The sequence below is a fragment of the Salinicoccus jeotgali genome, assembly GCF_039538805.1.
Classification (GTDB): domain Bacteria; phylum Bacillota; class Bacilli; order Staphylococcales; family Salinicoccaceae; genus Salinicoccus; species Salinicoccus jeotgali.
The window spans coordinates 25,449-39,377 of record NZ_BAABCK010000019.1 but is presented as its reverse complement, the minus strand read 5'-3'; the positions used below and the strand labels follow the sequence as shown (position 1 = coordinate 39,377).

Annotated in this window: 10 protein-coding genes; all 10 read left to right on the top strand. The window is 48.5% G+C overall.

Translation table 11 applies throughout. From position 1 onward, the window contains the following. Positions 1–268: 268 nt before the first annotated feature. The gene (gene dnaA, locus ABD734_RS04875; RefSeq protein WP_344701963.1) at positions 269–1,591 is read left to right on the top strand and encodes a chromosomal replication initiator protein DnaA; all 1,323 of its coding nucleotides are present in this window, start codon (positions 269–271) and stop codon (positions 1,589–1,591) included. Positions 1,592–1,752: 161 nt separating this feature from the next. Next, the gene (dnaN, locus tag ABD734_RS04870; RefSeq protein WP_344701960.1) at positions 1,753–2,886 is read left to right on the top strand and encodes a DNA polymerase III subunit beta; all 1,134 of its coding nucleotides are present in this window, start codon (positions 1,753–1,755) and stop codon (positions 2,884–2,886) included. A 198-nt stretch (positions 2,887–3,084) separates the two neighbouring features. Beyond that, positions 3,085–3,300 carry a S4 domain-containing protein YaaA gene (gene yaaA / locus ABD734_RS04865; protein WP_344701958.1) on the top strand — a complete coding sequence of 72 codons (216 nt, stop codon included), beginning with the start codon at positions 3,085–3,087 and terminating at the stop codon, positions 3,298–3,300. Then, on the top strand, positions 3,297–4,394 hold the full coding sequence (gene recF, locus ABD734_RS04860; RefSeq protein ID WP_344701955.1) for a DNA replication/repair protein RecF: 1,098 nt from the start codon (positions 3,297–3,299) through the stop codon (positions 4,392–4,394). Before yaaA ends, recF begins: the two co-directional genes overlap by 4 nt. A 14-nt stretch (positions 4,395–4,408) precedes the next feature. Beyond that, positions 4,409–6,328 carry a DNA topoisomerase (ATP-hydrolyzing) subunit B gene (gene gyrB / locus ABD734_RS04855; protein WP_344701954.1) on the top strand — a complete coding sequence of 640 codons (1,920 nt, stop codon included), beginning with the start codon at positions 4,409–4,411 and terminating at the stop codon, positions 6,326–6,328. A gap of 20 nt (positions 6,329–6,348) precedes the next feature. After that, on the top strand, positions 6,349–8,844 hold the full coding sequence (gyrA, locus tag ABD734_RS04850; RefSeq protein ID WP_344701952.1) for a DNA gyrase subunit A: 2,496 nt from the start codon (positions 6,349–6,351) through the stop codon (positions 8,842–8,844). A 137-nt stretch (positions 8,845–8,981) separates the two neighbouring features. Beyond that, on the top strand, positions 8,982–9,413 hold the full coding sequence (gene hutP, locus ABD734_RS04845) for a histidine utilization transcription antiterminator HutP (RefSeq protein ID WP_344701950.1): 432 nt from the start codon (positions 8,982–8,984) through the stop codon (positions 9,411–9,413). Between the two features lie 95 nt (positions 9,414–9,508). Continuing rightward, positions 9,509–11,017 carry a histidine ammonia-lyase gene (gene hutH, locus ABD734_RS04840; protein ID WP_344701948.1) on the top strand — a complete coding sequence of 503 codons (1,509 nt, stop codon included), beginning with the start codon at positions 9,509–9,511 and terminating at the stop codon, positions 11,015–11,017. After that, a complete protein-coding gene (gene hutU, locus ABD734_RS04835; RefSeq protein ID WP_344701946.1) occupies positions 11,010–12,668 on the top strand; it encodes a urocanate hydratase in 1,659 nt (552 codons plus the stop codon). Before hutH ends, hutU begins: the two co-directional genes overlap by 8 nt. Continuing rightward, positions 12,668–13,906: an imidazolonepropionase gene (gene hutI, locus ABD734_RS04830; protein WP_344701944.1), complete on the top strand. Its 1,239-nt coding sequence runs from the start codon at positions 12,668–12,670 to the stop codon at positions 13,904–13,906. The genes hutU and hutI overlap by 1 nt, the downstream gene beginning before the upstream one ends. Positions 13,907–13,929 lie beyond the last annotated feature (23 nt).

Sequence of the window (13,929 nt, the reverse complement as noted above, 5' to 3'; positions counted from 1 at the left end):
GTCCACACACTTATTCCGGAGTTATCCCCAGTTTCACACATGTTACTAAACGCCTTGTGGATAACTGTTGAAAATGTGGGTATCTCACTATAACTGTTGATATCATCTCAATTATTCGTTATAATTCAGAATATGATTTTGTGGAAAAATTGTCCTGTCAATTGTACTTGTCCACAGACTGTGTGTAACTTGTGGATAGTTATTCAAGACTGTGGAATACATTATCCACACGCTGTGATTATGTGAATAGGAAAAGAGGACAGAATGTATGAGTAGTATAAAAGAAATCTGGTCAAATACGCTGAAGGGGATAAAGGGTACGATTGCCAATGCCAGCTACCAAACTTGGTTTCAGGAAACGAGCATGATCCATCTCGATAACGAGAAGGCAGTCATCAAGGCAGATACCCAGTTCCAAAGGGACTGGCTTGAAAAGAACTACAGCGGACTGATCCAAGAGCAGTTGTATGAAGTCATGGGAGAGAAACCGGAAATTCGGATTACAACCGAAGAGGAAGAAACTCCGATGCAGCCCGTAACTGAGAAAAAGCCTGAACCTGAAGTTCCGGTCCACACCCAGTTAAACGTCAATAATACATTTGAAACATTCGTCATCGGGAATGGCAACCGCTTCAGCCATGCTGCATCACTTGCGGTTGCGGAAGCACCAGCTAAGGCATACAACCCATTATTCATATACGGGGGCGTCGGGCTTGGAAAAACCCATCTGATGCACGCCATCGGGCATTATGTTCTGGAGCATCGTCCAAATGCCAAAGTCGCCTACTTGTCGAGTGAAAAATTCACCAACGAATTCATCAACTCGATTCGTGACAATAAGACCGAAGAGTTCAGGAACCGCTATCGCAATGTTGATGTGCTGCTGATTGACGACATACAGTTTCTTGCCGGCAAAGAGTCCACCCAGGAAGAATTCTTCCATACCTTCAATGCACTGCATGAAGACAACAAGCAGATCGTCATCTCAAGTGACCGCACGCCAAAAGAGATCCCGACTTTGGAAGACCGGTTGCGTTCCCGCTTTGAATGGGGACTGATCACCGATATTACACCACCTGATCTTGAGACACGCATTGCCATATTGCGCAAGAAATGCGAAGAGGAAAAAGTTGAAATTCCAAATGAAGCGATGATCTACATTGCCAATCACATCCATACGAATATCCGTGAATTGGAAGGCGCATTGACCCGCGTAGCAGCATATTCGAAACTCGTCAATCAACCGTTGACGCCGGAAATGGTCTCTGAAGCTTTGAAAGATCTTGTTACTCAATCGAACTCAAAGAAAATCACCATTTCCGATATCCAAGAGGCTGTGGCCTCATTCTATGATATTCAGATTGAAGCCTTCGAATCCAAAAAACGGACCAAATCAATTGCTTTCCCACGTCAGATTGCAATGTATCTTGCCAGGGAATTGACAGACTACTCCCTCCCTAAAATCGGAGAGGTTTTCGGGGGTCGTGACCACTCGACAGTCATCCACGCCCATGAGAAGATATCAAAGATGGTGAGTGAAGATGAAACCTTCAAGCAGGAACTCGAGGAAATAGAAAATAGGATCAGCTAGACCTGTGCAGAGTGTGGATGAATGGTGCATTCCAGCCCACAGCTTATCAACATGTGGATAACTCACATCTCAAGGGGTGAAGTCACTTATCCACAAACCCACAGGGCCTATTACTGTTATTACTTAAATTATTACTAAATATATATAAGGAGCCTATACTTATGAAAATCAGCATCAACCGCCAATATTTCATCGAACAGTTGAATCACTGTCTCAAAGCAATCTCTCCACGCACCACCCTACCCATTCTCAACGGTATAAAAATGGAAGTGAAAGAAGAGTCACTAGTATTGACTGGCAGTGATTCGGAGATTTCCATAGAAATCACGATACCAACTGAAATCGACAATGAGGAAATACTCGAAATCGAGGAACCAGGTACTGTAGTATTATCCGGTAGATTCTTTGTAGACATCATCAAGAAATTATCCGGCGATTTTGTAGCGCTTGAAACCAATGATCAGTTCCAAACGAAAATCACTGCCTCGCAATCCGAGTTCAATCTAAGCGGTAATGATCCGGACCAATATCCACTGCTCCCTGAAGTGAATGACGAGGAAAGTGTCGTACTGCCTTCTGCAGTATTGAAGACGATCATCACCCAGACCAATTTCGCAGTGTCATTATCTGAAACACGCCCTGTACTGACAGGCATCAACTGGCAATTCAGTGAAGATGGCATAAAATTCACAGCTACTGACTCGCACAGGCTGGCTTTAAGGAAACTCCAGGGCGAGCAGTTCAATATGGAGAATATGAATGCAATCATTCCCGGCAAATCGTTGACGGAACTCAACAAGATCATCACCGACTCTGATGAGGAAGTGGAAATACATTTCTCCCAAAACCAGGTACTGTTCAGCTACGGCAATATGCGTTTCATCTCCAGATTGTTAGAAGGCAACTATCCAGATACTTCCAGGCTCTTCCCGGAGAACTATGAAACGAAGGTGACTGTGAAGAACAGTGAGTTCTATCATGCCATCGACCGTGTCTCCCTACTTGCAAGGGAAGGCGGCAATAATGTCATACGCATGACGGTTGAAAACGGCAGTGTCGCACTCTCCTCCAATTCGCCGGAAGTTGGTACAGTGCACGAAGCCATCAATACCGGTAAAGTTGAAGGGGAAGATTTAAAGATATCCTTCAACTCGAAATATATGATGGATGCGCTGAAAGCCATCAACGATGACGAAGTCTCAATCGAATTCTTCGGCACGATGCGTCCATTTACACTGGAAGCGGCTGAATCAGATGAAGTTGTGCAGCTGATCTTACCGATCAGGACTTATTAGCTTAATGAATTGTAGTTTGAAATTTGCGACTGAGGCCCAGAATTTAAAAAAACGGGCTTCTCAGTCGCCTTTTTGTTTTGATGTAGGAAAACCCTAATTGCATGTTAAAACCCTCAAATCGCTTTATTTGCGCTTCTGGAGTGAAATTAAAGTTAAAATGTAGTATAATATAGAGGTGAGATTAAGGAGGATGAGTGTATGAAAAGCATCCGGTTCGATGAACTGATAACATTGGGAAAATTTCTCAAGCATGAAGGGATCATAGGCACGGGCGGAGAAGCTAAGTGGTTCCTGCAAGAGAATGAAGTGCTGTTGAATGGAGAACCTGAAAACCGCAGAGGCAAAAAGCTCCATGATGGCGATACACTGGATCTAGGCGAACACGGCCAGTTCAGGATCGAATACACCAAATGATTCTAAATCGCATCAATCTCGGGGACTACAGAAATTATGAAAAATTGGATCTTGTCTTCCATTCGAAATTGAATGTATTTATAGGACAAAACGCCCAAGGGAAGACGAATCTGCTGGAAGCGATCCATTTTTTGGCGTTGGCCAAGAGCCATCGTACTTCAAAAGATAGGGAGCTCATCCGTTTCGGAGAGGAAGAAGCGTATCTCAATGGACATATCACGACTTCCTACAGCACATTCCCGCTTTCGTTGAGCGTCAGCAAAAAGGGCAAACGCGCTAAGGTGAATCATATGGAAGTCTCCAAATTGAGCGACTATATCGGACATTTGAATGTGGTCCTCTTTGCCCCGGAAGATCTGAATATCGTCAAAGGTTCCCCGCAGATCAGACGGAAGTTCATCAACATGGAATGCGGCCAGATATCAAAGGTCTACATCAGCATGTTGAGCGGTTACCAGAAGGTACTCCTCCAAAAGAACAATTATTTGAAGAAGAGGGATGCCGACCGGGTCATGGTCGACGTATTGAATGAACAACTTGCATATTATGCAAGTTTAATTATTTTAAAAAGGCAACAATTCGTGGAGACGATCGAGAAGCATGCCCGGAGGATTCATGGAGATATATCGAACGGCCGGGAAGTGCTCTCTGTGGAATATAAACCGAACGTCAAGTATCAGGAGACGGAAAGGGAAGCACTCGAAGCGGAATTGAAGCAGATATTCACGGATATGCTTGAACGGGAAATCGAACGGGGACAGTCCCTGGTTGGTCCCCACCGTGACGATATCGCTTTCTACATCAATGACTTTGATGTTCAGACCTACGGCTCCCAGGGCCAGCAGAGAACGACAGCCCTATCGGTGAAATTAGCGGAGCTTGAACTCATCAGGGAAGAAATCGGCGAGTATCCGATTCTTCTGCTCGATGATGTGCTTAGTGAGCTGGATGAAACGAGGCAATCCCATCTGCTGACTTCGATACGGGATAAGGTCCAGACATTTGTCACTACAACATCAATCAGTGATATCAACCATGAAATCATGGACGACATGGAAGCGTTCGGAATAGAAGATGGCAAGGTGAAAGTTTAATGGAGGATGATAATATGGCTGAGAAGAACATGGACACATATGGTGCCAGTCAGATACAGGTATTGGAAGGATTGGAAGCAGTCCGCAAGCGTCCAGGGATGTATATTGGATCTACAGCTGCAAAAGGGCTCCACCATCTAGTATGGGAAATAGTGGATAACAGTATCGATGAGGCGATGGCAGGACACGCCAATCGCGTCAATATTACGGTTGAAGAAGATAACTGGGTGCGGGTAACCGATAACGGCCGTGGAATCCCGGTGGATATTCAGGAGAAGATGGGCAGACCAGCAGTAGAGGTCATACTGACCGTCCTTCATGCCGGCGGTAAGTTCGGCGGCGGTGGATACAAGGTTTCAGGTGGCTTGCACGGCGTCGGTTCATCCGTGGTCAATGCGTTGAGTGAAACGCTTGAAGTGTATGTGCACCGTGACGGCAAGATCCATCACCAGAGCTATACAAGGGGTGTTCCTGATTTCGACCTCAAAGTCATTGGAGATACCGACAAGACAGGTACGGAAATCCGGTTCAAGGCGGATAGCCAGATCTTTACGGAAACATTGGATTATGACCTAGAGGTTCTGCAGAAGCGGACTAAGGAACTGGCATTCCTGAACAAGGGACTTGAGATCAACTTGACGGATGAGCGCGGCGAAGAGGATATCTCCTATCAGTATTACTTTGAAGGCGGCATCATGTCTTATGTGGAACAGATGAATGAAACGCGCGATGTGCTCCATGATGAAGTGATATATATGCACAGCGAAAGGGACGAAGTGGAAGTGGAGATTGCCCTCCAGTACAACAATGGGTATAACACCACACTTCTATCCTACGCCAACAACATCCACACATACGAAGGCGGTACGCATGAAGATGGCTTCAAACGTGCCTTGACGAAAGTGATCAATAATTACGGCGTCAAAAACCGCATCATCAAAGAAGGCGAAGATCGTTTGAGCGGTGAAGACGTCCGCGAAGGCTTGACTGCTGTCGTCTCCATCAAGCATACGGATCCGCAGTTTGAGGGTCAGACAAAGACCAAGTTCGGCAACTCGGAAGCTAGGCTGATCACCGACCAGCTGTTCAGCGAAGGATTTGAGCGCTTCCTACTCGAGAATCCCGCTCCTGCCAAAATCATCGTCGAAAAAGGTCTGACAGCCCAGCGTGCCCGTGTGGCTGCTAAAAAAGCACGTGAGATGACACGTAGGAAATCAGCGCTTGAAGTATCCAGTCTGCCCGGTAAGCTCGCCGACTGTTCAAGCAAGGACCCTTCAGAGAGCGAACTGTTCATCGTGGAGGGGGACTCGGCTGGTGGTTCCGCCAAATCTGGCCGGAACTCAACCACGCAGGCGATTCTGCCTCTCCGCGGTAAAATATTGAACGTGGAAAAGGCCCGCCTCGACAGGATTCTGAACAACAACGAAATCCGTGCCATGATCACTGCACTCGGTACAGGCATCGGAGAGGAATTCGACTTGTCGAAGGCCCGCTACCATAAAATCGTGATCATGACCGATGCGGACGTCGACGGGGCACACATCCGTACGCTGCTCCTCACATTCTTCTACCGGTTCATGCAGCCTTTGATCGAAGCGGGATATGTGTATATTGCGCAGCCACCACTCTACAAAGTGGAACAGGGCAAGAACAAACACTATGTCTTTGACGACAGGGAACTTGTGGAACTCAGGAAAGAGTTGAAGGAAACCCCTAAAATCTCACTTTCAAGATATAAAGGTCTGGGTGAAATGAATGCAGATCAGTTGTGGGAGACCACGATGGATCCGGACTTCAGGACCATGTTGCAGGTGACCTTGGATGATGCGGTATTGGCCGATCAGACATTTGAGATGCTGATGGGCGACATTGTCGAAAACCGCCGCAATTTCATCGAGGATAATGCATTGTACGTACAGAATCTAGACGTCTAAACAGTGGAGGGTATTTTTGAATGAGCAGAGTGACAGAAATCAATATAAGCAAAGAAATGCGTACCTCATTCCTTGACTATGCCATGAGTGTCATAGTATCGAGGGCATTGCCGGACGTCCGGGACGGCATGAAGCCAGTGCACCGCAGAATAATGTACGGCATGCATGACAACGGTATGACTTCTGAAAAACCATACAAGAAATCGGCCAGGATCGTCGGGGACGTCATGGGTAAATACCACCCCCACGGCGACTCCTCAATCTATGAAGCGATGGTGCGCATGGCGCAGGACTTCAGCTACCGCTACCCGTTGGTCGATGGCCAGGGCAACTTCGGTTCGATGGACGGAGACGGCGCGGCGGCGATGCGTTACACCGAGGCCAGGATGAGCAAGATTTCCATGGAGATGATGCGTGACATCAATAAGGACACGGTCGATTTCCAGGATAACTATGACGGTAACGAACGCGAACCTGTCGTGCTGCCGTCACGGTTTCCGAATATGCTCGTCAACGGAACGAGTGGTATAGCTGTCGGCATGGCGACCAACATCCCTCCGCATAACTTGACGGAAGTCATCGATGCTGTCCTCGCCTATTCAAGGGATGGGGACATTACACTACCTGAATTGATGGAATATGTTAAAGGGCCCGATTTTCCAACAGCTGGACTGATTGTCGGAAAAAGCGGCATCAGGCGGGCATATGAGACCGGCCGTGGATCGGTCATTATGCGTGCGCGCTGTGAAATAGAAATGATGAAAAACGGCAAGGAGCGCATCGTGGTTTCAGAGATTCCCTACCAGGTGAACAAGTCGCGTCTTGTGGAAAAGATTGCAGAACTGGCACGGGATAAGAAGATTGAAGGCATTACCGACTTGCGTGACGAGACGAGCTTGAAAGAAGGCGTCAAGATCATCATCGAAATCCGCAAGGACAGAAATGCCAATGTTATCTTGAACAACCTCTACAAGCAAACACCACTCCAGACCAGTTTTGGGATCAATACACTTGCCCTAGTTAATGGTCAGCCGAAAATACTCGGTCTTAAAGAAGTGCTTGCACACTATCTGGAGCACCAGAAAGTCATCGTCACCAGACGCACGAAGTTCGATCTGAAACGTGCTGAAGACCGTGCGCATATTTTGGAAGGACTTCAGATTGCGCTCGATAATATCGATGAGATCATCACCCTGATCCGGGAAGCTGCGAACGACGAAGCGGCCAAGACCGGTCTGATGGAACGTTTCAACCTCTCTGAGAGGCAGTCACAGGCCATCTTGGACATGCGTCTAAGACGCCTCACCGGCCTCGAGAGGAGCAAGATCGAAAATGAGTATAATGAAGTCCAGAAGACTATTGAATACTTGAAGACGATTCTTGCAGATGATGAGAAGCTGCTGGATATCATTCGGGAAGAATTGATTGAAATAAGGGATAAATACGGGGATGAACGTAAGACTGAAATCACCCTCGGTAATCTATCCGACATCGAGGATGAAGACCTCATACCGGAAGAACAGATTGTAGTCACGCTCAGCAACAGCAACTACATCAAACAACTCCCCTCCTCCACCTATCGCGCTCAGCACCGCGGCGGACGTGGGGTCCAGGGCATGAATACGGTTGAAGATGATTTCGTCAGCCAGATTGTGACGATGAGTACGCATGACTACATCCTGTTCTTCACAAACAAAGGGCGGGTCTATCGCCTGAAAGGCTATGAGATACCTGAGATGTCCCGTCAATCCAAAGGGATACCGATCGTCAACATGCTTGAGATTGATAAGGATGAAGCCATCAGCACCATGATCAGCGTAAAAGACGAAGATACTGCGGATAAATATCTTGTCTTTGCAACCCGCAATGGCCTCGTGAAGCGTTCTCCACTCGATAATTTCGAGCGGATCAACAGAAATGGTAAAATCGCCATTACATTCCGTGGAGATGATGAGTTGCTTGCGGTACGCCTGACAGATGGTTCCAAAGAAATCATCCTTGGTACGCGCCAGGCCAATTTGATTCGTTTCCCTGAAGATCAGATCCGTTCCATGGGCCGCACTGCAGCCGGTGTGAAAGGGATTAATCTACGCGAGGGTGATTACCTTGTGGGACTGGACGTATTGGCAGAAGATCAGTCAATCCTTGTCGTAACGGATAACGGTTACGGTAAATTGACTCCGGAAGCCGAGTATCGTGTGACGCGGCGCGGCGGCATGGGCGTCAAAACGTCCAATCTGACGGAACGTATCGGCGAATTGGTCTACATTGCTGCAGTCGATGGCGATGAAGACTTGATGATCGTCACGGATCACGGTGTATTGATCCGCCTGTTGATGGAGCAAGTATCGACCACAGGGCGCAATACCCAAGGCGTCAGATTGATTCGGATGGCCGAAGACCAGAAAGTGGCGACCGTCGCCAAAGTGAAGGAAGAAATAGAAGATGAAGCGCTTGAAGCGCAAGATGAAAGCTCAGATGACACAGAATCAACAGAAACAGATGATGGACAATAGGTCCACCCCATCCCTCCTGCCATATGGCAGGAGGGATTTTTATATGGAGAATTGCACTATGATGATGAAAGCGCTATAATGAAACTAGTTATCAGAGAATTTAGTGAACCGCCATAAATGAAATGAAGAGGTATAAAATGCAACAGTCATTCGGTAAATACGCTACACTCACTGCTTTAGTGGGTCAGGAAACAGCCCAGCAGCTGATGCCGGAATATGCATCTTTTCAGGTGACTACCGGGAAAGTCGGCTCAATGGATCTCAAGAAAGTCATCTCTTCCGTTGAAACTGCAGCGAAACGCAATGGCATCATCAATGGAGAAGTCTATCGTGAGACCCATGCGCTCTATCACGCCATCATTGAAGCGGCGGAAGGCGTGACGCGCGGAAAATTGAGCGTCGGTGAAATCATGCGCACAGTCGGGTTGACCTTCTCGATAGTGAGGGGCCGTCCCTATACTGAGGACGCTGAAGGCGAGTGGATTGCCGTATGCTTCTATGGCACAATCGGTGCGCCGATCAAAGGCAAGGAGCATGAGACTCTCGGACTTGGCATCAACCATATATAGAATCGAATATTTGTCACAGACAATAGACATTAGAGACACTAACCATCCAAGTGGGATGATTGTGTCTTTTTTTATTGCTAAAAGGAGGCAGCATTATGACAGTTTTAACATTGAACGGAAATGGATTGACCATCGAAAAGATGAAGACATTTCTGAAGGATGACCACAGCACAGTCGAAATTTCGGAGGAAGCGTATCAGAATGTCAGAGCATCCAGGAAGACCGTGGAGCGCATTATCGAGGACGAGAAGACCATCTACGGCATCACAACGGGTTTTGGCCTGTTTTGCGACGTCAGGGTTTCAAAGGATAAAACGACTGATCTTCAAGTCAATCTGATCCGCTCCCATGCCTGCGGCATGGGAAATTCATTTGCTGAGAAGACAGTGCTTGCAATGATGGTCCTCAGGTTGAATACTCTCCTCAAAGGATACTCCGGCGTTACCGTTGAGTTGGTGGACCAATTAAAAGCTTTCATCAATCAGCGCATCATTCCGGAAGTGCCTGAGCAGGGCTCCCTTGGTGCTTCTGGAGACCTTGCCCCCCTTTCCCATCTCGCTCTTGCCCTGATTGGGGAAGGCGAAGCTTTCTACCAGGGTACCCTCAGACCATCATCAGAAATACTCGCGGAAACTGGCCTCACTCCCCTCACCTTGCAGGCAAAGGAAGGGTTGGCACTTATCAACGGCACACAGCCGATGACTGCCCAAGGGCTCATCAATTACATCGAAGCGGAAAAGATCATGGACGATAGCCTATGGATATCTGCCCTCACTCTTCAGGCGTTGAATGGCATCACGGATGCATTCAATGAGAAGGTGCACCAGTCACGGGGCTACAAGGAACAAACCGATGTCGCATCACGTATGCGGGACTTGCTCGAAGGTTCCCACTTGACGACGCGTCAGGGCGAAATGCGTGTACAGGATGGCTATTCGCTGCGGTGCATCCCGCAAGTGCACGGTGCTTCTCTGCAGACCTTGGCATATGTGAAAGAAAAGATTGAGATCGAAATGAATGCGGCGAATGACAATCCGTTGATTTTTGGAGAAGAGGAAGTCATCTCTGGCGGGAATTTCCATGGTCAGCCGATTGCGATTGCGATGGACTTGCTTAAAATCGGCGTCAGTGAAATTGCCAATATTTCTGAAAGGCGCATTGAACGGCTTGTCAATCCTGCATTGAATGGAGATCTTCCTGCCTTTTTGAGTCCAGAAGAAGGGTTGCAGTCGGGGGCGATGATTCTTCAGTATGCAGCGGCAAGCCTAGTATCCGAAAACAAGACACTTGCCCACCCGGCAAGCGTCGACTCCATCCCCTCCTCGGCCAATCAGGAAGATCATGTGTCGATGGGTACGATAGGCGCCCGGCATGCCAGAGATATCATCGATAACGTACGGAACGTCATCGCAATCGAACTGTTCATCGCATTGACGGCCGTTGAAATTAAAGGGCACGATAAACTGTCGCCGAAAACACGCGAAAAATTTGATGAATACCGCAGCCATGCCGCATTCATCAATCAGGACCGCAATTTCAGTAAGGATATTAAAGTATTGTCTGAAGAACTTAAAAAAATCAAAGGGGTAGCAGAATATGTCTAGAAAAATAACTGCAAAAAAAGGTCTGGAAATCGAATGTAAGGGATGGGAGCAGGAGGCAGCTTTACGCATGTTGTACAACAACCTCGATCCTGAAGTGGCGGAACGTCCTGAAGATCTGGTCGTCTATGGCGGCATCGGTAAGGCGGCGCGAAACTGGGAAGCCTTTGAAGCGATTGAACGCACGTTGCGCAATCTCGAGAAGGATGAAACGATGCTGGTCCAGTCAGGTAAGCCAGTGGCCGTATTCAAGACACATGAAGAAGCGCCGCGCGTCCTCATGTCAAATTCCGTACTGGTGCCGAAATGGGCGACATGGGACCATTTCCATGAGCTCGATAAAAAAGGCCTTATGATGTACGGCCAAATGACGGCGGGAAGCTGGATATACATCGGCTCCCAAGGCATCGTCCAAGGTACATATGAAACGTTTGCCGAACTGGCGAATCAGAACTATGGCGGTACGATGCGTGGCACGATCACTCTGACGGCAGGCCTTGGTGGCATGGGAGGTGCCCAACCGCTTGCTGTCACGATGAATGAAGGGGTGGCCATTTGTGTGGAAGTGGATGAGACGCGTATTGATAAGCGACTGGATACCCGTTATCTCGATAAAAAGACCGCTTCTCTCGATGAGGCGCTGGAGATGGCTGAAGCGGCGAAGAATAAGGGGGAGGCGTTATCAATCGGCCTGCTTGGCAATGCTGCTGAAGTCCATCATGAAATTTTAAGGCGGGGCTTCAAAATAGATATAGTGACCGACCAGACTTCTGCCCATGACCCTCTAAACGGCTATGTGCCGGAAGGTTACAGCCTGGAAGCGGCAGCTGAATTGAGGCATGGAGACCCTAAGGAATATGTGAAGCTTTCATCCGCTTCAATGGCGAATCATGTCCAGGCCATGCTGGAATTCCAGAAAAAAGATGCCATCGTCTTCGATTACGGCAACAATATCCGCCAAGTGGCGCATGATGCAGGCGTTGAAGATGCATTCGACTTCCCGGGGTTCGTCCCAGCCTACATCCGGCCCCTGTTCTGTGAAGGCAAAGGGCCTTTCCGCTTTGCGGCGTTGAGCGGCGATCCGGAAGATATCAAAGCCGCGGACGACAAGATGCGCGAACTGTTCCCGGATAACGAAAAACTGTTGAGGTGGCTGGATATGGCCCAGGAGAAGATCGCCTTCCAGGGTCTGCCTTCCAGAATTGCCTGGCTAGGATATGGGGAGCGGGCGAAAATGGGTCTCGCGTTGAATGAAATGGTCGCAAATGGTGAGATATCAGCACCCGTAGTCATTGGACGGGATCATCTGGACAGCGGATCCGTGGCGAGCCCCAACCGGGAAACGGAGAGCATGAAGGATGGCAGTGACGCCGTCGGTGACTGGGCGATACTGAATGCCCTGGTAAATACAGCAGCAGGTGGATCATGGATCAGCGTCCATCACGGCGGCGGCGTAGGCATGGGCTACTCGCTCCATGCTGGGATGGTGGTTGTTGCAGATGGCACCGACAATGCAAAAAGACGGCTGGAACGCGTGTTGACGAGCGATCCCGGCATGGGTGTCGCACGTCATGTTGATGCAGGGTATGACATTGCGGTGGATACTGCGCAAGAGAAAGGTGTACAAATACCGATGCTAAAGGAGAATGAATAATGAATGATATCATCATAAAAAATATAAAATCACTGTTGCTGCCGAAGAAGAGCGATGGACCATTAAAAGGCAAAGAGATGGATGAACTTGAAATCATCGATGATCAGGCAATGATTGTCATCAAAGATGATAAGGTGGTCTACCGTGGTGCAGAAACGGATGACTATCAAGCATCTGAAACAATCGATGCGGCAGGTATGATCGCCTCCCCTGCCCTAGTCGATCCCCACACCCATGTGGTGCATGGCGGTTCCCGAGAACATGAGATGGCCCTAAAACGCCAAGGAGTGGATTACCTGACCATTCTGGAACAAGGCGGCGGCATCCTCAATACGGTCGAACAGACGAAAAAGGCAACGCATCAGGAATTGTTCGATAAAGCCTCAAAGAATATCATCCGTATGATCCAGTACGGGGTGTTGACTGTAGAAAGTAAGAGCGGATACGGCCTTGACCGGGAAAATGAATTAAAGCAGCTGGAAGTTTCCCGGGAAATAGCTGAAAAATTCCCGTTGACGATGCGCCACACATTCCTCGGGCCGCACGCCATCCCTAAAGGGGCCGACAGCGAAGCTTTCCTGGATGAAATGATCGATCTGTTGGATGAGGTGAAAGACTACGCGGATTTTGCAGATATCTTCTGTGAAACGGGTGTCTTCACCATCGAGCAGTCGAGGAAGTATATGGAAGCGGCAAATGAAAAAGGCATGAGGGTCAAAATACATGCTGATGAAATCGACCCGCTTGGCGGACTGGAACTCGCCATCGAGCAGAATGCGATCAGCGCAGACCATCTGGTCGCAGCGAGTGATGAAGGCAAAAGACAGCTTGGTGACAGTGACACAGTAGCAGTGCTGCTGCCGGGTACGACATTCTACCTTGGCAAGGAGGAATATGCAGATGCGCGCGGCATGATAGCAAACGGCGGTGCCGTAAGCCTGGCCACCGATTATAACCCGGGAAGCTGCGTAACCGACAACCTGCAGATGATCATGGCGATCGCAAGCCTCAAACTGAAGATGACACCTAATGAAATATGGAATGCGGTAACTGTCAATGCGGCCCACGCGATCGATGCGGACAAAGGGACGCTTGAAGTGGGAGACGATGCTGATATCGTCCTATGGGATGCACCGAACCATGAATATATCCCCTACCACTACGGGGTCAACCATGCCCATACCGTCCTCGCTAAAGGCCAGGTGGTCTACAGGCAGCCAGGACTCCTTACGAATTGATGGACTTGCATTTACATGCTGTT

Excerpts from the sequence above, each read along its gene's own strand:
- hutH (WP_344701948.1), top strand. The coding sequence starts at position 9,509 with ATGACAGTTTTAACATTGAACGGAAATGGATTGACCATCGAAAAGATG.
- dnaA (WP_344701963.1), top strand. The coding sequence starts at position 269 with ATGAGTAGTATAAAAGAAATCTGGTCAAATACGCTGAAGGGGATAAAG.
- gyrB (WP_344701954.1), top strand. The coding sequence starts at position 4,409 with ATGGCTGAGAAGAACATGGACACATATGGTGCCAGTCAGATACAGGTA.
- hutP (WP_344701950.1), top strand. The coding sequence starts at position 8,982 with ATGCAACAGTCATTCGGTAAATACGCTACACTCACTGCTTTAGTGGGT.
- yaaA (WP_344701958.1), top strand. The coding sequence starts at position 3,085 with ATGAAAAGCATCCGGTTCGATGAACTGATAACATTGGGAAAATTTCTC.
- hutI (WP_344701944.1), top strand. The coding sequence starts at position 12,668 with ATGAATGATATCATCATAAAAAATATAAAATCACTGTTGCTGCCGAAG.
- hutU (WP_344701946.1), top strand. The coding sequence starts at position 11,010 with ATGTCTAGAAAAATAACTGCAAAAAAAGGTCTGGAAATCGAATGTAAG.
- gyrA (WP_344701952.1), top strand. The coding sequence starts at position 6,349 with ATGAGCAGAGTGACAGAAATCAATATAAGCAAAGAAATGCGTACCTCA.
- dnaN (WP_344701960.1), top strand. The coding sequence starts at position 1,753 with ATGAAAATCAGCATCAACCGCCAATATTTCATCGAACAGTTGAATCAC.
- recF (WP_344701955.1), top strand. The coding sequence starts at position 3,297 with ATGATTCTAAATCGCATCAATCTCGGGGACTACAGAAATTATGAAAAA.